The sequence below is a fragment of the Pseudomonas sp. Irchel 3E13 genome (genome assembly GCF_900187455.1).
Taxonomy (GTDB): Bacteria; Pseudomonadota; Gammaproteobacteria; order Pseudomonadales; family Pseudomonadaceae; genus Aquipseudomonas.
In genome coordinates, this window is sequence record NZ_FYDX01000002.1 from 1 (window position 1) to 22,066 (window position 22,066).

Here is a 22,066-nt window from a genome sequence, read left to right on the forward strand (position 1 = left end):
TATAGGTGTAGGAACCATCCGCCGCCAGAACCAATGTGCCGTAGGTGCCCGTGAAGGTGCCGGCGGTGATCGGTCCGGTGACACGGTCGGCGCCTTGGATGTCGTTGGTCAGCACATTCCCCGTCAGCACCGTCGATGCTTCGGTAGCAACCGACGCATTGGTATCCGGCGCAGCGGTTGGTACGTCGTCGACGATGTTTACGTCAAGGCTTCCGCTGGTGGTGCTGCCATCGGTGTCCGTCGCGGTGACGGTGAAGCTTTCGGTGAGGTTGTTGATGCCGCCAGCGTTTGGGTGAGCCTCGTTATCCAGCAGGGTGTAGCTGTAGGTCACCACGCCGGTACTTGCGTTGTAGCCGGTGACGGTCAGCGTATTGCCCAAAGGCGTCGTGGCGGTTTGTGGGAAACCAGCCGCCACACCACCAGAAACAACGTTGATGCCGCCCACGCTCAGGGTTTGTAGACCGTCCGGAGCGGTGACGGTAAAGGTACCGGTTTGGGTCAGTGCCGGCGTGTTCGGGTTGCTGCCGTCGCTGAGGTTTTTCTCGTAGACCGTCAGTTCACCACCCGCAGTATCGAGGCCGTTGAGGGTGACTGAGTCGTTCAGGTTCTTGATATCCAGAACCAGGTTCGCAGTACTGGTATCACCGTCGGCATCGGTCAGGGTATAGGCAAAGGTCTCAGTCCCCGTACCGCCACCATGCAAATTGAAGAAGTCCGGATCGCCAGGATTCAGCGTATAGGTGTAAGACCCATCCGCAGCCAGAACCAACGTGCCGTAGGTGCCCGTGAAGGTGCCGGCGGTGATCGGTCCGGTGACACGGTCGGCACCCTGGGTATCGTTGGTCAGGACGTTGCCGGTCAGGGTCAGTTGGGCTTCGGTTGCGGTGACGGCGTTGGTGTCAGGCGCAGCGGTTGGTACGTCGTCGACGATGTTTACGTCAAGGCTTCCGCTGGTGGTGCTGCCATCGGTGTCCGTCGCGGTGACGGTGAAGCTTTCGGTGAGGTTGTTGATGCCGCCAGCGTTTGGGTGAGCCTCGTTATCCAGCAGGGTGTAGCTGTAGGTCACCACGCCGGTACTTGCGTTGTAGCCGGTGACGGTCAGCGTATTGCCCAAAGGCGTCGTGGCGGTTTGTGGGAAACCAGCCGCCACACCACCAGAAACAACGTTGATGCCGCCCACGCTCAGGGTTTGTAGACCGTCCGGAGCGGTGACGGTAAAGGTACCGGTTTGGGTCAGTGCCGGCGTGTTCGGGTTGCTGCCGTCGCTGAGGTTTTTCTCGTAGACCGTCAGTTCACCACCCGCAGTATCGAGGCCGTTGAGGGTGACTGAGTCGTTCAGGTTCTTGATATCCAGAACCAGGTTCGCAGTACTGGTATCACCGTCGGCATCGGTCAGGGTATAGGCAAAGGTCTCAGTCCCCGTACCGCCACCATGCAAATTGAAGAAGTCCGGATCGCCAGGATTCAGCGTATAGGTGTAAGACCCATCCGCAGCCAGAACCAACGTGCCGTAGGTTCCAGTGAAAGTGCCCGCAGTGATCGGTCCAACAACTCGGTCAGCGCCCTGAACGTCATTAGTCAGCACATTCCCTGTCAGCACCGTGGATGCTTCGGTAGCGACCGACGCATTGGTATCCGGCGCAGCCGTCGGCACATCGTCGACGATGTTTACATCGAGGCTTCCGCTAGAGGTGCTGCCATCGGTGTCCGTCGCGGTGACCGTGAAGCTCTCGGTCAGGTTGTTGATGCCGCCAGCGTTTGGATGGGTTTCGTTATCCAGCAAGGTGTAGCTGTAGGTCACCACGCCGGTACTTGCGTTGTAGCCGGTGACGGTCAGCGTATTGCCCAGCGGAGTCGTGGCGGTTTGTGGGAAACCGGCAGCCACGCCACCGCTGATGACATTGATACCGCCCACGCTCAGAGTCTGTAGACCGTCCGGTGCGGTAACCGTGAAGGTGCCGGTTTGGGTCAGTGCCGGCGTGTTCGGGTTGCTGCCGTCGCTAAGATTTTTCTCGTAGACCGTCAGCTCACCACCCGCAGTATCGAGGCCGTTGAGGGTGACTGAGTCGTTCAGGTTCTTGATATCCAGAACCAGGTTCGCAGTACTGGTATCACCGTCGGCATCGGTCAGGGTATAGGCAAAGGTCTCAGTCCCCGTACCGCCACCATGCAAATTGAAGAAGTCCGGATCGCCAGGATTCAGCGTGTAGGTGTAAGACCCATCCGCCGCCAGAACCAACGTGCCGTAGGTTCCAGTGAAGGTGCCCGCAGTGATCGGTCCAACAACTCGGTCAGCGCCCTGAACGTCATTAGTCAACACATTCCCTGTCAGCACCGTGGATGCTTCGGTAGCGACCGACGCATTGGTATCCGGCGCAGCCGTCGGCACATCGTCGACGATGTTTACGTCGAGGCTTCCGCTAGAGGTGCTGCCATCGGTGTCCGTCGCGGTGACCGTGAAGCTCTCGGTCAGGTTATTGATGCCGCCAGCGTTTGGATGCGCCTCGTTATCCAAAAGGGTGTAGCTGTAGGTCACCACGCCGGTGCTTGCGTTGTAACCGGTGACGGTCAGCGTGTTGCCCAGCGGAGTCGTGGCAGTTTGTGGGAAACCAGCGGCTACACCACCAGAAACGACGTTGATGCCGCCCACGCTTAAGGTCTGCAAACCATCCGGAGCGGTGACGGTAAAGGTGCCGGTTTGGGTCAGTGCCGGTGTGTTCGGGTTGCTGCCGTCGCTGAGGTTTTTCTCGTAAACCGTCAGTTCGCCACCCACAGCATCGAGGCCATTGAGAGTGACTGGATCGTTCAGGTTCTTGATATCCAGGACCAAATTCGCAGTGCTGGTATCGCCATCCGCATCGGTCAGGGTATAGGCAAAGGTCTCAGTCCCCGTACCGCCACCATGCAAATTGAAGAAATCCGGATCGCCAGAATTCAGCGTGTAGGTGTAAGACCCATCCGCAGCCAGAACCAGCGTGCCGTAGGTTCCAGTGAAGGTGCCCGCAGTGATCGGTCCAACAACACGGTCAGCGCCCTGAACGTCATTAGTCAGCACATTCCCCGTCAATACCGTCGCCGCCTCGGTAGCAACCGACGCATTGGTATCCGGCGCAGCCGTCGGCACATCGTCGACGATGTTCACGTCGAGGCTGCCGCTGCTGGTGCTGCCATCGGTATCCGTCGCGGTGACGGTGAAACTTTCGGTGAGGTTGTTGATGCCACCTGCGTTTGGATGAGCTTCGTTATCCAGAAGCGTGTAGCTGTAGGTCACCACGCCGGTACTTGCGTTGTACCCCGTAACAGTCAGCGTATTGCCCAAAGGCGTCGTCGCAGTTTGTGGGAAACCAGCAGCCACACCGCCAGAAACAACGCTGATCCCACCCACGCTCAGGGTTTGCAGCCCGTCCGGAGCGGTGACGGTAAAGGTCCCGGTCTGGGTCAGCGCCCCCGCATCGGGGCTGCTGCCATCTCCAAGATTCTTCTCGTAAACCGAAAGCTCACCACCATTGTTATCCAGCCCGCTCAGCGTCACCGGATCGTTCAGATTGGAGATGTTCAACACCAGGTTCGCAGTACTGGTATCACCGTCGGCATCGGTCAGGGTGTAGGCAAAGGTCTCAGTCCCCGTACCGCCACCATGCAAATTGAAAAAGTCCGGATCCGCAGGGTTCAGCGTGTAGGTGTAAGACCCATCCGCAGCCAGAACCAACGTGCCGTAGGTCCCCGTGAAGGTGCCCGCAGTGATCGGTCCGGTAACCCGGTCGGCCCCTTGAATGTCATTGGTCAGCACATTCCCCGTCAGGACCGTGGCAACCTCAGTAGCAACCGACGCATTGGTATCCGCCACAGCCGTCGGCACATCGTCAACAATGTTCACGTCGATACTGCCGCTGGTGCTGCTGCCATCGGTATCGGTGGCGATAACACTGAAGCTTTCGGTCAGGCTATTGGTGCCGCCGGCATTCGGATGCGCTTCGTTATCCAGCAGGGTGTAGCTGTAGGTCACCACGCCGGTGCCCGGGTTGTAGCCGGTGACGGTCAGGGTGTTGCCGAGCAAGGTGGTGGTGGATTGCGGAAAGCCGGCCGCCACGCCGCCGCTGATCACATTGATGCCGCCGACACTCAGGGTCTGCAGGCCATCCGGCGCACTGATGGTGAAGGTGCCAGTCTGCGTCAGTGCCCCGGCATCCGGGCTGCTGCCATCACTCAGGTTCTTCTCGTAGACACTCAGTTCGCCGCCGGCGCTATCCAGGCCCGTCAGCGTCACCGGATCGTTGAGGTTGGTGATGTTCAGCACCAGGTTGGCAGTACTGGTATCGCCGTCCGCATCGGTGAGGGTGTAGGCAAAGGTCTCGGTCCCATTCCCGCCGCCATGCAGATTGAAGAAGTCCGGATCGGCAGGATTCAGCGTATAGGTGTAGGAACCATCCGCAGCCAGTACGAGCGTGCCGTAGGTGCCGGTGAAGGTGCCCGCAGTAATCGGTCCGGTTACCCGGTCGGCGCCTTGAATGTCGTTGGTCAGCACATTCCCCGTCAGCACCGTTGATACTTCGGTAGCGACCGACGCATTGCTGTCCGCCGCCGCGACAGGCTGATCATCGACGATGAGCACGTTCAGGTTGGCAGTGCTGGAGCTGCCATCGGTATCGCTGGCAACTACGGTGAAGCTTTCCGTCAGGGTGTTGGCGCCGTTGCCAGCCGGATGGGTTTCGCTGTCCAGCAAGGTGTAGCTGTAGGTCACCACGCCGGTGCCCGGGTTGTAGCCGGTGACGGTCAGGGTATTGCCCAAAGGTGTCGTCACGGTTTGCGGGAAAGTGACCGCCACGCCGCCGGAAATAACGTTGATACCTCCCACGCTCAGGGTCTGCAGGCCATCCGCCGCGGTGACGGTAAAGCTGCCGGTCTGGGTCAGCGCGGCCGCATCCGGGCTGCTGCCGGTACTCAGGTTTTTCTCGAAGACGGTGATCGCCCCGGCATTGGTCCCCACCCCGCCCAGCACAACCGGATCATCCAGGTTGGTGATGTTGAGCACGAGGTTGGCGTTGCTGGTGTCGCCATCGGCATCGGTCAGCGTGTAGGTAAAGGTCTCGGTCGCGTGACCACCACCGTGAAGGTTGATGAAGTCCGGGTCCGAGGGATTCAGGGTGTAGGTGTACGAGCCGTCCGCCGCCAGTACGAGCGTGCCGTAGGTGCCGGTGAACGTCCCCGGAATGATCGGATTGGGCGTGCGATCGGCGCCCTGGATATCGTTTGGCAGAACGTTGCCGGTCAGCACCGTCGAGGCTTCCGTGGCCACCGAGGCATTGGTGTCGTCCACCGCCCGTGGCACGTCGTCGAGAATGGTTGCATCGAGGCTGCCGCTGGTGACATCGCCATTGCTGTCACTGGCCGTGACCGGGATGCTCTCGCCCAGCGAACTGCCGGCGGTGGTCAGGGTGTAGGTGTAACCAACGGTGCCGCTGGCCGGGTCGTAGGCGGTGATGGTCAGGACGTTGCCTGTACCAGTGATGAAGGACTGTCCTACGCCGGTGACAACACCGGCCGTCAGCACATTCACGCCACCGACATTGAGGTTGAAGACACCATCAGGCGCGACCACGGTGAAGGTTCCGCCCTGGGTCAGGGCCCCGGCATTGCTCGCCGAACCCAGGGGCAGGTTGGCTTCGTTGACGATGACCTCGCCGCCCTGCACCGCCAGGCCATTCAGGCTGATGGGGTTGTTCACCTGGGGAGCGAAAGGCTGGTCGTGCGTCACATCACCGGTGCGCAGGTCCACCAGGTCGCCCTGGAAGTTGAAGCCGGCGGTAGGAAAACCAATGACCGGATCGACCCGGCCGCCCACTTCGGTCAACAGCACGAAACTGTGGCCGCCGCCCAGCGCACCGGGCGCGCCGTTGCCCGGGCCGGCGGCGGTCGCCTCGGCATCCTGGGTCGGGTCGCCGCCGGCGGCGATGGCTTGCTGGAGTCTCTCGACGTCGCTCAATTGCGCTTCAGTCGGGGTCACGACATCCGGGGCTTGCACATGAGGCGCGTGATGGTTCAGCAGGTTGCTGGAGAGGGTCAGGCTGCTGTCGCGGCCCAGGGTCAGTTCCCCGCCGTTGGCCAGGTGGACCGCCACCGCTCCAGCCGCGCCGGTCTCCAGTTGTTCGCCGACGAACAGGCGATCGCCTTCGACCAATGCCCGCCGGGTTCCGTCACTCGCGACCGCGAACACCAGACCGACCACCTTGCTGACCACACCGATTGACTGAGCCATGTACCCACTCCTCCACCGCCGAGTTCTGCAGGAAAGTGCGTGGTATCTCGTGTGCGGGCCAAATCCATCAGCGCCCGATTCGAAGTACCCGCGACCATCAGGACCGGGGGATTCCAGGGGAAATCCACGATCCCGATCGATGTCGCCGCAGCGGATAGAGAACACCTACTGGCAACTGGCCTTGCGCCAAATTTCCGTCGCCAAGATTTGCGGTGTTTCCCCTCCCCTCCACTCTTTCCATGCCCTATGCCGAAAAACCATCTGAAAACTTTCTGACGCCAGTAAAAAAGCGCTTCAGCGCCCGGTATACGTGGCGCGTGGGTTAAACAATGTGCCGGTTTCCTTAGACCGCATAAGTTTTTTTTCGCATAACCCTTATGAAAATTTCTTCTTAGCTTTGCGTGCAAATGTTCTTAGCTCTGTTGTTACAAGCCTGAAACGGTTTGAACTCAATTTTTCGTCATTTTATTGGCGATGCAGCACCTAAAAATGAAACTCAGGGAGAAGTAACCCATGCGCGTTTTGACCCCCCTCACCAGTGCAGTTTTACTGGCCATGACCTGTGCCAATGCCCAGGCAATGTCTTTGCAGGAAGCAGTGCAAAGCGCGGTGGATTACCACCCGGAAGCCAAGGCGGGAATAAACAGCAGGTTGTCCGCCGATGAAGATGTGAAGTTCGCTCGCGGTGGTTACTACCCGAGCGTCGATCTGGTCGCCGGCTACGGCCGTGAGCGCTCGGACAACACCAACACCCGCGGTATCAATGCCGACGGCACGCGCAACCACAACAAGGAATCCCTGAACTACACCCAGTCGGAACTGCGCCTGCGGCAGATGCTGTTCGACGGTTTCAACACCTCCAATGAAGTGGCCCGCACCGAGGCGGTGGTCAATTCCCGCGCCTACTACCTGCAAGCCACCTCGCAGACCATCGCCCTGCGCGCCATCGAGGTGTACCTCGAAGTGCTCAAGCGCCGCGAACTGGTGACCCTGGCCAAGAACAACCTGCAGGCCCACTTGCGGGTCAACGATCAGATTGGCCTGCGCAGCGAGCGCGGCGTCGGCAGTACCGCCGACCTCGACCAGTCCACCGCCCGCCGGGCACTGGCGGAAAACAACCTGTACACCGCGGAAGTCGACCTGGCCGATGCCGAGGCGAATTTCTTCAGCGTCACCGGCCGCACCGCCGACGAGCTGGAAGCCCCGCCCTCGATCAAGGGCGAAATCCCCACCAGCCTGGTCGACGCTCGCCAGGACATGCTGGCGAACAACCCCTACCTGAAATCGGCCCAGGCCGACATCCAGGCTGCCGAGCAACAATATGAAGTGGCGAAGTCGCCGTTCTACCCGCGCCTGGACGCCGAGCTGTCCACCGCCGCCAACAACAACCTGGGCGGCGAGCCCGGGCATGCCAACACCGACTGGCACGCCGGCGTGGTGATGACCTATAACCTGTTCCGCGGCGGCAGCGACAAAGCCCGCCTGCAGTCCGACGCGCACAAGATCAACCAGGCCATGGACATCCGCAACAACGCGCTGCGCACCCTCACCGAGGACCTGTCGCTGTCCTGGAACGCCCTGCAGAACGCTGCCAAACAGACCCCATCGGCCCGCCAGTACGCCGAGACCACCACCCGTGTGCGCGCGGCCTACCAGGACCAGTTCGGCCTCGGCCAACGTACCCTGCTCGACGTGCTCGACAGCGAAAACGAGCTGTACAACGCCAACCGGCGCTACGTCGAAGTGCGCTACATCGAGGAGTTCTCCGGCTATCGGCTGCTGGCCAACATGGGCGAACTGCTGAGCAAGCAGAAAATCTCGCTGCCGCCTGAAGCCGTCGCCCAGAGCGACGTCAAGACCGACGCGCGGTTGCCTGAAATGCGTTGAGTATTTTCCGCCGCCTCGACTGAGGAGTAGGCCATTGTGACCAGCATGCAACCGGCGAACTCGGCGGACCAACGCCAGAGTTTCGATGATCCGTTACTCGATGGGCTGTTGATTCTCTGCAAGCTGCACGGTTGCACGGCCAGCCGCGCCAGCCTGAGCAGCGGCCTGCCGCTGCCGCAACAACGCCTGAGCGTCGATCTGCTGCCGCGCGCGGCGGCGCGTGCCGGCTTGCAGGCGCGCGTGCTACGCCGTGAGCTGGGCGCGATTTCCGCGCTCAACCTGCCCGTACTGCTGCTATTCAAGGATGGCCGTTGCGCGGTGCTGCAGCGCTGGAAAGAGGGCGATCAGGCGCTGATCCTGCCTTGCGAAGCCGACGGCGGCGAGCAGTGGGTCAGCCGTCAGGAACTGGACGAGGCCTACGCGGGCCAGGTCCTTTTCGCCCGCCCCCGGCATGAACTTGAAGACCTGCGCAACCCGCTGGTGCCGCGGGTCAATGCGTGGTTTCGCGACACCCTCAAACAATCCCGCTGGCTGTACAGCGACGCCCTGCTGGCCAGCCTGCTGATCAACCTGCTGGGCCTGATGGTGCCGCTGTTCGTGATGCAGACCTACGACCGCGTGGTGCCGAACCAGGCCACCTCGACCCTCTGGGTGTTGGTCATCGGTCTGTTGATCGGCACCCTGTTCGAACTGGTGCTGCGCGTGGTCCGTGCGCACCTGCTCGATCAGGCCGGCAAGAAGACCGACATGATCCTCTCGGCAACCCTGTTCGAACGCATCACCGGCATGTCGATGAAAGCCCGCCCGGCCACCATCGGCGGCTTCGCCCAGAGCATCCACGACTTCCAGGGCCTGCGCGAATTCCTCACCGCGGTAACCCTGACCAGCGTTATCGACCTGCCCTTCGTGGTGCTGATGCTCGCGGTTATCGGCCTGCTCGGCGGCTGGCTGGTGATGATTCCACTGATCGCGTTCCCGGTGACCATCGTCTTCGCCCTGCTGATCCAGGTGCGCCTGCGCGACACCGTGCAGAAAAGCCTGAGCCTCGGCGCGGTGCGCCAGGCACTGCTGATCGAAACCCTCGGCGGCCTGGAAACCCTCAAGGCCTGCGGCGCCGAAAGCGAGCGCCAGTACCAGTGGGAAAGCACCCATGGCGCCCTTACCCAACTGGACGTCCACGCCCGCAAACTCTCGGCCCTGGCCACCAACGGCACGCTGTTCATCCAGCAGTTCTGCGGGATGTCCACCATCGTCGCCGGGGTCTACAGCATCATTGCCGGCAGCCTCAGCGTCGGCGCCCTGGTCGCCTGCTATATGCTCGGCAGCCGGGTGCTCGCGCCGCTGGGGCAGATCGCCGGGCTGATCACCCGTTATCAACAGGCGCAATTGACCATGCGCAGCACCGACGCCCTGATGGCCCTGCCGCAGGAACGTCGCAGCGACCAGCAACCGCTGGAGCACACCCGCCTGCAAGGGGCGCTGGAAGTGAGCCGGGTGAGCTTCCGCTATCCCGGGCAGACCGCGCCGGCGCTGAACAACGTCAGTTTCAGCGTCAAGCCGGGCGAGCGTATCGGCATCATCGGCCGCAGCGGTTCGGGCAAGAGCACCCTGGCGCGGCTGGTGATGGGCTTCTACGAGCCGGACGAAGGCCAGATCCTGCTGGACAACCTCGACCTGCGCCAACTGGACATCACCGATTTGCGCCAGCAACTCGGCTACGTCGCCCACGACCTGCCGCTGCTGGCCGGCAGCCTGCGCGACAACCTGACCCTGGGGGCGCGCTACGTGAGTGACGCGCGGATGCTCGAAGTCGCCGAACTGACCGGCGTCAGCGAGCTGGCCCGGCAACACCCGCGCGGCTTCGACCGTCCGCTGGGCGAGCGTGGCCAACTGCTCTCCGGCGGCCAGCGCCAGGCCGTGCTGCTGGCCCGGGCGATGCTGCTGGAGCCGCCGATCATGGTGCTGGACGAACCCACCAGCCACATGGACAACAGCAGCGAAGAACAACTGCGCAATCGCCTGCACGGCTGGATCGAGGGCAAGACCCTGTTGCTGGTCACCCATCGCACCTCGATGCTCAGCCTGGTTGACCGCCTGCTGGTACTGGACAACGGCAAGATCGTTGCCGACGGCGCCAAGGATGCGGTGATCGACGCCCTGCGCAAGGGCCGTATCGGTCAAGCCCTTTAGTCCTACACAGAGGTGCGAGATGTCCGCACTACGCAGTTACTTCCAGAGTTTCAACAAGACCGCCGAGCACGAGTACCTGCCGGACCTGACGAACGCCACCCTGCAGGACTCCCCGCGCCGCTCGCGGCTCACCGTGTGGCTGGCGGCGGCGCTGCTGCTGGTTGCGCTGGTCTGGGCCAAGGTGGCCGTGCTCGACGAGGTGACCACCGGCGAAGGCAAGGCAATTCCGTCGAGCAAGGTGCAGGTGATCCAGAACCTCGAAGGCGGCATCGTCACCGAGATTTTCGTCCGCGAAGGCCAGATGGTGAACAAGGGCGACACCCTGCTGCGCCTGGACGACACGCGCTTCCGCTCCAACAAGGGCGAAAGCGAGGCCGACCGCTACGCCCTTACCGCGCAGGTCGAGCGGCTGTCCGCCGAGACCGAGGGCAAGCCGTTCCAGGTGTCCCCGGAAGTGCGCAGCAAGGCGCCGCAAGTGGCCGAGGACGAAATGGCCCTGTACCAATCGCGCCAGCGCCGCCTGAACAGCGAGAAGCAGACCCTCAACGAACAACTTCGGCAGAAGACCCAGGAACTGGCCGAGTTCCGCTCCAAGCTGGACCAGTACCGCTCGGGCCTGGCCCTGCTGCAGCAGGAGCTGGACATGTCGACGCCGCTGGTGAAAACCGGGGCGATTTCGCCGGTGGAAATCCTTCGCCTCAGACGCAGCGCGGTGGAAGCCCGCGGCTCGATGAACGCCACCAGCCTGGCGATCCCCCGGGCCGAATCGGCCGTGGCGGAGATCAAGAGCAAGATCGAAGAATCCGAGGCGGGTTTCCGCTCCGAAGCGGCCAAGGAACTCAACGAAAAACGCACCGACCTGTCGAAAATCACCGCCACCAGCGTCGCCATCGACGACCGGGTCAACCGCACCACCGTGGTGTCACCGGTGCACGGCATCATCAAGCTGCTCAAGGTCAACACCATCGGCGGCGTGGTCCAGCCCGGCAGCGACCTGGTGGAAGTGGTGCCGCTGGAAGACAACCTGCTGATCGAAGCCAAGGTCCGTCCGCAGGATGTCGCCTTCCTGCATCCGGGGCAGAGCGCGATGGTCAAGTTCAGCGCCTACGACTACTCCATCTACGGTGGGCTCAAGGCCAAACTGGAACTGATCGGCGCCGACACCGTCACCGACGACAAGGGCAACGCCTTCTACATGATCCAGGTGCGCACCGACAAAAATCATTTGGGCGGGGACAACAAACCGCTGCTGATCATCCCGGGGATGGTGGCGACGGTGGACATCATTACCGGCGAGAAGAGCGTGCTGGATTACTTGCTGAAGCCGGTGCTGAAGGCGCGGACGGAGGCGTTGCGGGAACGCTAGTCAGTGGTCCCATCCCCGCGAAGGCGATCCCGACCACAGACTTCACCTGAGGAATGGCTGGGTTGCTGAGGGCCATCGCGAGCGAGCTCGCTCTTACACTGTCCACGGCATGGTGCAATGAACTGTAGGAGCGAGCTTGCTCGCGATGCGGTGTCTAGCCCTCACAAATCAGCGCAAATGATTACGCTCAAACGTTTCCCGCCCCATCGCCGCAATCTGCCCCTCGATCAACGCATCGAAAGGCCTGAGCAATTCATCGAAACGCCCTTCCCCTTCCAGCACATTCAGCGCCTGGGTCACCGCCTCGATGGTCGACAACGCACCCGCTTCCGGCGCCTTGCGCAGCCGATAGCGGGAAGGCTGGACACAGGCCAGGGTCACTCGCGGCAATGCGTCCAGCAGCGGATTCAGGTAGAGCAGTTTGCGCGCCTTGCGCCAGGTGCCGTCCGGCACGATCAGCAACCAGGGACGCGGATCCGGATCCTCGCCATACGCCCGCAACGGCTGCGCCTGTTCACCGGGAAACAACAAGCCCACCCGATACCCCGGCGCAGCAATCAGCTCGGCCAGCCCCTCGAACACCTCGCCCACCCGCAACTCGCCGTTGCGCAGGCCAAGGGCGGCAAGGCGCGCGGTATTGAGGGCATGACGGACTTCATCGGGATGCTGCAACAGGACCACGCGGGTGCGGCTGTCGAGCGACGGGATCAAGGGACAAAGGCAACGGGACTGCGGACGCTGACAGCGCTCGCACTGGATTCTGGACATCGGGTTCTCCTGGGCGGACAAAGTGTGCCACAGCAGTCCCGGAAAAGACCCACATCCCTGTGGGCAGGATGGTACGACTAGCGGTTGAACCGTTCGGCCAGGTCGTGCAGGTACTCGGCCATGCGTTCGAGTTCCTGGCTGATTTCGGCCCCTTGCCTGGCCTGGCCGGCACTGTGATCGCACAACTGCGCAATGCGCACGATCTGTTGGTTGATGTCTTCCACCACATGACTCTGCTGCTCGGAGGCCGTGGCGATCTGCTGGCTCATGCCGGTGATACGACTGACCGCCTCGCTGATCCCGCTCAGCGCGCTCTGCACCGCCTCGACGCTGTGCACGCTGTCGCGGGAGATCTGCTCGCCCTTGTTCGCGCTGGTCACCGCCCGATCGGCACCCGCACGCAGCGAGGCGATGATCTGGTGGATTTCCTCGGTCGAGGCGCGGGTCCGCTGGGCCAGCGAGCGCACTTCGTCGGCGACCACGGCGAAGCCGCGCCCCTGCTCGCCGGCCCGTGCCGCTTCGATGGCGGCATTGAGGGCCAGCAAGTTGGTCTGCTCGGCGATCGAGGTGATCACGTCCACCACGCTGCCGATGGACTGAGTCTGCTCGGCCAGGGCGTGCACCGCCTGCCCGATATCGTTGACCGCATCCGCCATGCTACTCATCGCCCGCAAGCTCTGCTGCGCCAGCGTGCTGCCCTGACGGGTCAGCTCGTCGGCGTCGGACGCCGCGTGCGCGGTGTTCTGCACGTTCTGGGTCACCTGCTGGATGGTCGCCGCCATCTGCGCGATAGCCGTCGCCGACTGATCGGTCTCGCTGCGCTGACGATCGAGCATCTGCGCCTGGGCACCGGACAAATCCGACGACTGCGACGCCCGCGTTCGTACGCTGACGCCGGCATCCACCAGCCGGGTCAGCGCCGTTTGCAGGCGCGCTTCCTCGCTGATCATGGCCAGGTCCAGTTGCCCTTGCAGGCCCAGGTTGCGGCTGTAGGTCAGCGCCACCAGCGGGCTGGTGAACGCCTTGGGGTGCTCGGCCAGGGTACGGCGGATCACCCGGCTCTGGCGGTTTTCCAACAGGAACCAGGCCGACAGCAAGCTAGCCATCAACACCCCGAGAGCGGCGTATTGCGGCAAGACCAGGTAGGCGATCACCGATACCACGCCAGCACCGACCAACGGCCAGCCATGTTCGAGCACATCCAGCGTGCGCGCCGCCCAGGAGGTGGGTGAGCGCCCGGCACGCAAGCGCTCGTACAAGGCCGCGGCGCGCTGCACCTGATCCCGGCTGGGCAGCGAGCGGACCGACTCGTAGCCGCTGATCCGACCGTTCTCGTAGATGGCCGTGACATAGGCGCTGACCCAATAGAAGTCACCGTTCTTGGCGCGGTTCTTGACCACGCCCATCCACGGCTTTCCCTCCTTGATGGTCTCCCACATATGGGCGAACACCGCGGGCGGCATGTCGGGATGGCGTACCAGGTTATGGGGTTGGTGGAGCAGTTCGTCGCGGGTGAACCCGCTGATGGCGACAAAGGCGTCGTTGCAATAGGTAATGCGGCTATTCAGGTCGGTGGTGGAGATCAGCCGCTGCTCTTGGGGGAAGGTTCTTTCCTGCTCAGTGACGGGCAAATTCATGCGCATCTTGGGCGTTCCCTGCTGACAAGGTGGGGAGGAAGTTTCATCACGGCAAGAAAAGTAGTAGCAGAGCATTAACGCTTTCGTGGTGCTTTTTACCACCCGCGCAAAGTAATTTTCGCCGACGTTCGCCTCATGCTGGCGTCAGTTGCGCCCGCAGCAGGTCGCGGAAGGTCTGGATCAGCGGCTCGCGACTGCGGCCACGGCGGATGATCATCGAGAACGGCGCCTGATAACCGAAGGTCGCGGGAGATAGCACCCGCAAGTCGCCCTTGTCGACCCACGCCTGGGCGTAATGCTCCGGCAGGTAGCCGATGTAGGCCCCGGACAGCACCAGGATCAGTTGCGCCTCCATGCTTTCTACCGTCGCGGCGCTGTGCTTGAAGCCGTGCCGGGCCAGTTCCGCCTGGCTCCAGTAGCCCCGGCCGACCATGCGTTGCTGGGTGATGACCTGCTCGGGAATCCGCCGCTCGCTGAACAGCGGGTGACGGTTACTGCAGTACAGCCAGTGCTGCTCGCGGTACAGCGGCTGGTAGACCAGCCCGCTCATGCGTGTGGAAAAAGCGCCGATAGCGAGGTCGAGGCGGTTGTCCTGCACGCCCAGTTGTAACTCGTAGGGGCTGGACACCGACAAATGCAGGTGCACCGCCGGATGTTCCTGGCTGTAAGCGCCGATGGCTTCGGCCAGCGGCAAGGCGCGATCGCCCACGGTGGAGTCGATCACCCCCAGGTTGAGGGTGCCGCGCAGCTCGCCCTTGAGCGCCGCCGCGTATTGCTCGAAACCGTCCAGTTCGGCCAGCAGACGCAAAGTCTCCTGGTGAAACAGCTCGCCCTTGCTGGTCAGGCTGAAGCCGCCACGGCCGCGATGGCACAGCACGATGCCGAGGGCGGCCTCGAGCTGGCTCATGTAGGTGCTGATGGCTGACGTGGAGAGGTTGAGGTCGCGCTGGGCATTGGCGAAACCCTGGTGGCGCACCACGCTGGCGAAGATACGCAGCAGCTTCAGATCGGGCAGGTTCGAGGCCATGAAAACGGAGGTCCGCAGGTCGGAAATGGCGACAGTCTAACCCCGCTCCCAGCGATAGTTCAGAAAAACCTGAACTAAGTATTTGCCTGTAGCGATTCTTCTACGGCACTACCTTTTGCAGACTTTGCCGCACTGCAACTGTTCCAGGGCACTTTCGGCTGGCTGGCCGGTGTTGAGAACAGGTTTCAACAACTAGAACAATCGAACCGATGAGGCCCGAAACCGTGGACAAGATCCTGCACCAACCACTGGGCGGCAACGAAATGCCGCGCTTCGGCGGCATCGCAACCATGATGCGCCTGCCCCACCTGCAAAGTCCCGCCGGCCTCGACGCCGCCTTTATCGGCGTGCCGCTGGACATCGGCACCTCCCTGCGCTCCGGCACCCGCTTCGGCCCGCGGCAGATCCGCGCCGAGTCGGTGATGATCCGTCCGTACAACATGGCCACCGGTGCCGCCCCGTTCGACTCGCTGTCGGTGGCCGACATCGGCGACGTGGCGATCAACACCTTCAACCTACTCGACGCCGTGCGCATCATCGAAGAGGCCTACGACACCATCGTCGAACACAATGTCATCCCGCTGACCCTCGGCGGCGACCACACCATCACCCTGCCGATCCTGCGCGCCCTGCACAAAAAGCACGGCAAGATCGGCCTGGTCCACATCGACGCCCACGCTGACGTCAACGACCACATGTTCGGTGAGAAAATCGCTCACGGCACCACCTTCCGCCGCGCCGTCGAAGAAGGCCTGCTGGACTGCGACCGCGTGGTGCAGATCGGCCTGCGCGCCCAGGGCTACACCGCTGAAGACTTCAACTGGAGCCGCAAACAGGGCTTCCGCGTGGTGCAGGCCGAAGAGTGCTGGCACAAGTCGCTGGAACCGCTGATGGCCGAAGTTCGCGAGAAAGTCGGCGGCGGCCCGGTGTACCTGTCCTTCGACATCGACGGCATCGACCCGGCCTGGGCGCCCGGCACCGGCACCCCGGAAATCGGCGGCCTGACCACCATCCAGGCGATCGAAGTGATCCGTGGCTGCCAGGGCCTCGACCTGATCGGCTGCGACCTGGTCGAGGTGTCCCCGCCCTACGACACCACCGGCAACACCTCGTTGCTCGGCGCCAACCTGCTTTACGAAATGCTCTGCGTTCTGCCCGGCGTTGCACGTCGCTAATAGCCAAGGCAAGGAAAGATATCAGGCAGGAGCCATGACGGCGGCCCGTGAAGAACGGGCCGCACTACGAAGAATGACCCGCGGCGGCCTACCCGACCGCGAGATTGATCTCACATAAAAAAGATAATTGGAGACACCCATGGCCTTGGACATATTCGTTGTACTGATTTATGCCGCCGGCATGCTGATACTGGGCTGGTACGGCATGCGCAAGGCAAAGACCCACGAGGACTACCTCGTGGCCGGCCGTAACCTCGGCCCGAGCCTGTACATGGGCACCATGGCCGCAACGGTACTGGGTGGCGCGTCCACCGTCGGCACCGTGAAACTGGGCTATGTGCACGGTATTTCCGGTTTCTGGCTGTGCGCGGCGCTGGGCCTGGGCATCATCGCCCTGAACCTGTTCCTCGCCAAACCGCTGCTGCGCCTGCGCATCTTCACCGTCACCCAGGTGCTGGAAAAGCGCTACAACCCCATGGCCCGTCAGGCCAGCGCCGTGATCATGCTGGCCTACGCGCTGATGATCGGCGTGACCTCGACCCTGGCCATCGGCACCGTCCTGCAAGTGCTGTTCGAACTGCCGTTCTGGAGTGCGATCCTGCTCGGCGGCGGCGTGGTGGTGGTGTACTCGACCATCGGCGGCATGTGGTCGCTGACCCTGACCGACATCGTCCAGTTCGTGATCAAGACCGTCGGCCTGATGTTCGTCCTGCTGCCGATCTGCCTGTACCGCGTTGGCGGTTGGGATCAACTGGTAGCCAAGCTGCCGGCGTCCAGCTTCAGCCTGACCACCATCGGCTGGGACACGATCATCACCTACTTCCTGATCTACTTCTTCGGCATCCTGATCGGCCAGGACATCTGGCAGCGGGTGTTCACCGCCCGTGACGAGAAGGTCGCCAAATACGCCGGCACCACCGCAGGCGTGTACTGCGTGATCTACGGCCTGGTCTGCGCGGTGATCGGCATGGCCGCTCACGTGCTGCTGCCAGACCTGGGCAACGCCAACAACGCCTTCGCCGCCATCGTCAAATCCGCCCTGCCTGACGGCATCCGCGGCCTGGTGATCGCTGCTGCGCTGGCGGCAATGATGTCCACCGCCAGTGCCGGCCTGCTGGCTGCGTCCACCGTTCTGACCGAAGACCTGCTGCCACGGCTGCGCGGCGGCAAACAGTCGAGCCTGTCGATCAACCGCCTGTTCACCCTGCTGACCGGCCTGGCCGTGCTGGCTATCGCCCTGGTGGTGGAAGACGTGATCAGCGCCCTGACCCTGGCCTACAACCTGCTGGTGGGCGGCATGCTGGTGCCGCTGATCGGCGCCATCTACTGGAAACGCGCCACCACTCGCGGCGCGATCACCAGCATGGCGCTGGGCTTCGTTACCGCGCTGGTGTTCATGATCAAGGACGGCATGGACGCGAACACCCCGATCTACTACAGCCTGGCGATCGCCTTGGTGAGCTTCGTGGTGGTCAGCCTGATGTCCCGCTCGGAAGTGAATGCGGCGAAACTGGCTTGAAACAAGAAGGGCCTGCGCAAAGCAGGCCCTTTTTCTTTGGGATGAAGAGCCTCATCGCTGCGGTTCGGGGCGCCGAACAGCAGCGATGGGGCCTCTGAATACTTCAACGTCGAGGCTGACGCTTGCGCTTCTCGTCGTCGCTGGGGATCGGTACCGGTTGCATCGGCGGGATCAGGCCCAAGGCAACAGCGAGGTCATGGAGCCAGTTCATCATCAGGTTTTTCATAATTCCCCCTTGAGGGTCATCGTCCAATCCAGTTTGGCTACGATGTTTCCTAGCAATCATAGCCTCAAGTCCTACAAATCGCTTGCGTAAATTCCTACACCTGTGACCTGCATCAAGCGCTGAGCGCCGTTCCGACAGGCGGTCCTTCCCGCCCCTCTTCCTGCAGGTTCACCCAGGCATCCAGATTCGCCCCGCGCATGCCCCGCCGCCACACCAGCCAGGTGGTCGCCAGATCGAAAGGCGTCTGCAACCGGTGCACCGCGACGTTCTCGCGCCCCGGCAGGCTGTCGAGCATCGACTGCGACATCAATGCCACCCCGGAACCCGCCACCACACAGGCCAACATGCTCGGGTAGGACTCGATTTCCATGGCCCGGCCCATGGCCGCGTGATCATGGGCGTACCAGGCCTCCAGCCGCATGCGGTAGGAACAGCCCTTGCGGAAGGTGAACACCGCACGCCCCGTCACATCCCGTGCGCTGCGCACGGGCGGATGGTCCGACTCGGTGATCAACACCAGAGTTTCCTCGCACAGCGGCACGCCGTCGAGACCGGCCAGCGACAGCGGCCCATCGAGCATGGCGGCGTCCAGCCGACCGGCGAGCAGCCCTTCCAGCAGCTCGCCGCTGGGCGCGGTCTGCACCTGCAGGTTCACCGCCGGATAGGTCCGGTGATACCGCGCCAGCAACCCCGGCAGGTGAATCGCCGCGGTGCTGTACATGCTGCCGAGGATGAACTCGCCGGCCGGTTCTCCGCCCTGCACCGCCGCGAACGCCTCATCGTGCAGCGCCAGCATGCGCCCGGCGTAGTCCAGCAACACCTTGCCGGCCGGCGACAACTGCAGACGCTGACGCTCGCGGTGGAACAGTTCCACGCCCAGTTGCTCCTCGAGCTGACGCAAACGCGTCGACAGGTTCGACGGCACCCGGTGCAATTGCTCGGCGGCGCGGGTCACCGAACCGGTCTCGGCGACCGCCTGAAAGATGCGCAACTGGCTCAGTTCCATAGCCGTTCTCCAAAAGTGAACAAGTTGCTCATCATTATTCAATTTTTAAGAAAAGCAACCGCCGGTAGTCTGAACGCATCACTTGCCTTGCAGAGGAATACCGGACATGTCGCCGACACTGCGTCTTCTGGCCAGCTTCGTTGCCCTGATGATGGCAATGGGCATCGGCCGCTTCGCCCTCACCCCGCAACTGCCGCATCTGGTCGGCGAAGGCCAGTTGAGCCTGACCGCCGCCGGTCTGGTCGCTGCGGCCAACTACCTCGGCTACTTCCTTGGCGCGCTGGACGCCATGCTCGCCCGCCGCCCACAACAAGTGCGGCTGCGCCTCAACCTCGGGCTGTGGTTGTGCGTGCTGCTGACGGTGCTGTCGTTCTGGGCTGACAGCTTTATCACCCACGCCCTGCTGCGTTTCGGCACCGGCGTGGCTAGCGCCTGGGTAATGGTGATGATCACCAGCCTGAGCCAACCCCTCGCCGCGCGCAGCAACCTGCCGCGACTGGGCGCCCTGGTGTTCGCCGGTCCCGGCCTGGGCATCATGCTGACAGGGCTGCTGGCGCTGGTTTCGAACCTGTACGGGCTGGGGTCGGCGCCGCTGTGGCTGATCTATGCCGCTGCCGCGTTGGTCATGCTGCTGGCCGTGCGGCCAATGCTGCCGCAGCCGGAGGAGGCGCCAGCCACGCCAACACCAACACTGGCCGCCACGCCTTCGCGGGGTATCCCGCGATTGGGCCTGATCTACGGCCTGTACGGCATCGGCTACATCATCCCCGCGACGTTCATGTCGCAGATGGCCAGCGCGCGCTTTCACGGGCAGTGGATGGCCGACCTGTTCTGGCCCGGCTTCGGCCTCGCCGCCGCGGTCGGAGTGATGCTGCTGAGCCTGCGCCGGCCGCAACCGGGCAGCACCTCACGCTGGTTGAGGGTGACACTGTGGCTGCAGGCCATCGGTGTGTTCGCCTGCCTGATGGGCGACGGTCCGGGGCTGGCGCTGGGGGTGATCTTCTGCGGTACGCCGTTCCTGGCCTGCATGCAACTGGTGATGCAGCGCTCGCGGGAACTGGCGCCCCACGCTACCCAACGCAATGCCGGCCTGCTGACCGCCTGCTTCGCCATCGGCCAGCTCGGCGGGCCCTTGCTGGCGGCGCTGAGCAACCTGTTCGCCGGCAGCCTGCAACCGGCGCTGCTGGTCGCTGGCGCCGGGCTGATGCTGGCCGGTGCCCTGAGCTGGGGGCCTGGAACCTATCAGAACGCACCTACTCGTCATTCGCCCGCACCTGACAGGCTCTGATCAGTGCCATAAACGAGCATCACCGCTCCGTTTTCGAAGGAGTGAATGGACCGCTCTGGACTACGGAGGAAAAGCCGACGCGCTTGCCAACAACGCCCAGAGAATCAGAGCAGAACAACAAATCCACTTTCAATTGCTGCCGTCCGCGCTGCGGGCAGAAATAGTACAGCGCAGTGGAGAGGTTCAGGGGCTCTCCTCGACAGCGGCGTCTCTGTACCCGTATTACCCAACCACCCTCTAGCGTTGCCCCAGCAACGAACGCAGACGCCTGCGCAGCCACTGCTCGGCGCTGACCATGACGATACCGAGCAACACACACAGCGCGCCGATCACGAAGTTCAGGCTCAGCGGTTCGTTCAGCAACAGCACACCGAAGGTCACGCCGAAGATCGGCGTGATAAAGGAAAACACAGCAAGGTTGGACGCCAGGTATTTGCGCAGCAGCCAGAACCAGGTCAAGTAGCTGAAGAACGACACCACCAGCGCCTGGAACAGCACGCTGCCGATGGCAATGGGCGTCAGGCTGACGTGGGTCAGCTTGCCGTTGAAGGCAGCGATCAACAGCAGACCGACAAAGCCCACCGCCAACTGATAGAACAGCGTAAGGGTCGCAGGCGCTTCAGACAGCCGCGAGCAGCGCACCACCACCGTGGTGGCGCCCCAGGACGCGCCAGCGAGTACACCGAAGGCATCGCCGAGCAGCATCGGTCCGTTGAGATCATCCAGGGAAATACCGCCAGCGAAGGCCAGGGCAATCCCGCCAAAGGCCAGCAGGATGCCCAGCCACTGCAGCGGCCGCAGGCGCTCGCTGGGCAGCATGAAATGCAAACCGAGGGCGGTGAACACCGGCGCGGTGTAGAGGAACACCGACATATGCGCCGCCGACGTCAGTGTCAGCCCTTCGGCGATGAACAGGAACTCGATCCCGAACAACGCGCCCGCCAGCAGCCCTCCGCGCCAGGTGGTGCCCACGTGCTCCCAGCCACCACGCCAGCACATCAGCAGGCCCACCAGCAACGCGGCGATCCCCGAACGGGTCGCCGCCTGCATCACCGGGGCGACATCGGCGGCGGCCCATTTGACCATCACCTGCTGCACGCCCCAGATCAGGCACAGCCCCAGCATGACCTGAAAGGCGAAGGCATCGGGATCGCGACGGGGTGCGCTCATTGGCGGCACCCCACTTCTGGCAATGGCATGACAACCTCTTGGCAGCGAAGAATTGGCGCCAATTATTGATGGTTGTCGTCAGCTATTACCAGATATGTCTGACTCGCTCAGGCAATCTGCGCCTTCGAGGCCACCTCGTCGAAGGTCGCTTCGTCCAGCGCATCGGCCTGCTCATCGAGGACCTGGCGCGGGTGATCGTTGCCGGGAATGCTGCTGTCGATCAGGCTCAACAGCCGCGAACCACGCTCGGTCAGGACGAAGTTCTCGCCGTTGCCGCCCTCCTCTTCGGGCCGGCTGACGATGTAGCCGCGTTCCACCAGCAGCCGCTCATAGTCGCAGGCGCGGGTCTTAAGGTGGTCGAGGTCGGGCACCGCGTCGCCATCGGCGGCAAGCTGCGCGGCGTGCTGCTCGGCATAGGGGCGCGGGGTGAAGTTGTGTCCGGCACTGTTCTGGACTTCATGCAGCAGACGTTCGATCAGGTCCCAGTCATACACGGTGCTCATGGGTGCGGCCTCGGTGGGGGTATGTAAGGTTGTGACCGGCCGCATGCG

Annotated in this window: 13 protein-coding genes and 2 pseudogenes; 6 read left to right on the top strand and 9 right to left on the bottom strand. The window is 62.9% G+C overall.

Going from position 1 to position 22,066, the window contains the following annotated elements; translation table 11 throughout:
• On the bottom strand, positions 1–6,256 hold a 6,256-nt coding region (locus tag CKW37_RS02400; protein WP_143501863.1), incomplete at its 3' end, for a retention module-containing protein.
• A 513-nt stretch (positions 6,257–6,769) separates the two neighbouring features.
• Here CKW37_RS02400 and CKW37_RS02405 point away from each other — a divergent pair.
• Genes CKW37_RS02405 through CKW37_RS02415 form a run of 3 tightly spaced genes read left to right on the top strand, consistent with a single transcriptional unit; the run spans position 6,770 to position 11,699 of the window.
• The gene (locus tag CKW37_RS02405) at positions 6,770–8,143 is read left to right on the top strand and encodes a TolC family outer membrane protein (protein ID WP_095153852.1); all 1,374 of its coding nucleotides are present in this window, start codon (positions 6,770–6,772) and stop codon (positions 8,141–8,143) included.
• 45 nt (positions 8,144–8,188) lie between these two features.
• Positions 8,189–10,333 carry a type I secretion system permease/ATPase gene (locus CKW37_RS02410; protein WP_371864265.1) on the top strand — a complete coding sequence of 715 codons (2,145 nt, stop codon included), beginning with the start codon at positions 8,189–8,191 and terminating at the stop codon, positions 10,331–10,333.
• A 19-nt stretch (positions 10,334–10,352) separates the two neighbouring features.
• Complete coding sequence (locus CKW37_RS02415) at positions 10,353–11,699, top strand: HlyD family type I secretion periplasmic adaptor subunit (RefSeq protein WP_095153854.1); 1,347 nt, start codon at positions 10,353–10,355, stop codon at positions 11,697–11,699.
• A 168-nt stretch (positions 11,700–11,867) separates the two neighbouring features.
• Here CKW37_RS02415 and CKW37_RS02420 read toward each other — a convergent pair whose 3' ends face one another.
• From CKW37_RS02420 to CKW37_RS02430, 4 genes and pseudogenes are all read right to left on the bottom strand, one after another.
• Complete coding sequence (locus CKW37_RS02420; RefSeq protein ID WP_095153855.1) at positions 11,868–12,467, bottom strand: tRNA-uridine aminocarboxypropyltransferase; 600 nt, start codon at positions 12,465–12,467, stop codon at positions 11,868–11,870.
• Between the two features lie 77 nt (positions 12,468–12,544).
• Positions 12,545–13,519, bottom strand: a pseudogene (locus CKW37_RS33485) (methyl-accepting chemotaxis protein); the annotation flags it as partial.
• A gap of 309 nt (positions 13,520–13,828) precedes the next feature.
• Positions 13,829–14,179 (bottom strand): annotated as a pseudogene (locus CKW37_RS33490) (PAS domain-containing protein); the annotation flags it as partial.
• A gap of 58 nt (positions 14,180–14,237) precedes the next feature.
• Positions 14,238–15,131 (bottom strand): LysR family transcriptional regulator, encoded by an 894-nt coding sequence (locus CKW37_RS02430; RefSeq protein ID WP_095153857.1) that lies wholly within the window; start codon positions 15,129–15,131, stop codon positions 14,238–14,240.
• Positions 15,132–15,355: 224 nt separating this feature from the next.
• Between CKW37_RS02430 and speB the strand changes: the two genes are divergently transcribed.
• Positions 15,356–16,306 (top strand): agmatinase, encoded by a 951-nt coding sequence (speB, locus tag CKW37_RS02435; protein ID WP_095154326.1) that lies wholly within the window; start codon positions 15,356–15,358, stop codon positions 16,304–16,306.
• 139 nt (positions 16,307–16,445) lie between these two features.
• A complete protein-coding gene (locus CKW37_RS02440) occupies positions 16,446–17,825 on the top strand; it encodes a sodium:solute symporter (RefSeq protein ID WP_095153858.1) in 1,380 nt (459 codons plus the stop codon).
• Between the two features lie 103 nt (positions 17,826–17,928).
• On the opposite strand, the gene CKW37_RS33095 is transcribed toward CKW37_RS02440, so the two are convergent.
• Both CKW37_RS33095 and CKW37_RS02445 read right to left on the bottom strand, forming a co-directional pair.
• On the bottom strand, positions 17,929–18,051 hold the full coding sequence (locus tag CKW37_RS33095; protein WP_256587674.1) for a PA1414 family protein: 123 nt from the start codon (positions 18,049–18,051) through the stop codon (positions 17,929–17,931).
• Between the two features lie 112 nt (positions 18,052–18,163).
• Positions 18,164–19,057: a LysR family transcriptional regulator gene (locus CKW37_RS02445; protein WP_095153859.1), complete on the bottom strand. Its 894-nt coding sequence runs from the start codon at positions 19,055–19,057 to the stop codon at positions 18,164–18,166.
• A gap of 106 nt (positions 19,058–19,163) precedes the next feature.
• Here CKW37_RS02445 and CKW37_RS02450 point away from each other — a divergent pair, with 106 nt between their 5' ends.
• Positions 19,164–20,345, top strand: coding sequence for an MFS transporter (locus CKW37_RS02450; RefSeq protein WP_095153860.1), 1,182 nt, complete (start codon positions 19,164–19,166; stop codon positions 20,343–20,345).
• 237 nt (positions 20,346–20,582) lie between these two features.
• On the opposite strand, the gene CKW37_RS02455 is transcribed toward CKW37_RS02450, so the two are convergent.
• Positions 20,583–21,515 carry a DMT family transporter gene (locus tag CKW37_RS02455; RefSeq protein ID WP_095153861.1) on the bottom strand — a complete coding sequence of 311 codons (933 nt, stop codon included), beginning with the start codon at positions 21,513–21,515 and terminating at the stop codon, positions 20,583–20,585.
• A 107-nt stretch (positions 21,516–21,622) separates the two neighbouring features.
• A complete protein-coding gene (locus CKW37_RS02460) occupies positions 21,623–22,018 on the bottom strand; it encodes a transcriptional regulator (protein WP_095153862.1) in 396 nt (131 codons plus the stop codon).
• Between the last annotated feature and the right edge of the window lie 48 nt (positions 22,019–22,066).

Coding starts and splice junctions, on each gene's coding strand:
- CKW37_RS02415 (WP_095153854.1), top strand. CDS start 10,353: ATGTCCGCACTACGCAGTTACTTCCAGAGTTTCAACAAGACCGCCGAG.
- CKW37_RS02410 (WP_371864265.1), top strand. CDS start 8,189: ATGCAACCGGCGAACTCGGCGGACCAACGCCAGAGTTTCGATGATCCG.
- CKW37_RS02405 (WP_095153852.1), top strand. CDS start 6,770: ATGCGCGTTTTGACCCCCCTCACCAGTGCAGTTTTACTGGCCATGACC.
- CKW37_RS33095 (WP_256587674.1), bottom strand. CDS start 18,051: ATGAAAAACCTGATGATGAACTGGCTCCATGACCTCGCTGTTGCCTTG.
- CKW37_RS02450 (WP_095153860.1), top strand. CDS start 19,164: ATGTCGCCGACACTGCGTCTTCTGGCCAGCTTCGTTGCCCTGATGATG.
- CKW37_RS02430 (WP_095153857.1), bottom strand. CDS start 15,131: ATGGCCTCGAACCTGCCCGATCTGAAGCTGCTGCGTATCTTCGCCAGC.
- CKW37_RS02440 (WP_095153858.1), top strand. CDS start 16,446: ATGGCCTTGGACATATTCGTTGTACTGATTTATGCCGCCGGCATGCTG.
- CKW37_RS02460 (WP_095153862.1), bottom strand. CDS start 22,018: ATGAGCACCGTGTATGACTGGGACCTGATCGAACGTCTGCTGCATGAA.
- CKW37_RS02420 (WP_095153855.1), bottom strand. CDS start 12,467: ATGTCCAGAATCCAGTGCGAGCGCTGTCAGCGTCCGCAGTCCCGTTGC.
- CKW37_RS02455 (WP_095153861.1), bottom strand. CDS start 21,515: ATGAGCGCACCCCGTCGCGATCCCGATGCCTTCGCCTTTCAGGTCATG.
- CKW37_RS02445 (WP_095153859.1), bottom strand. CDS start 19,057: ATGGAACTGAGCCAGTTGCGCATCTTTCAGGCGGTCGCCGAGACCGGT.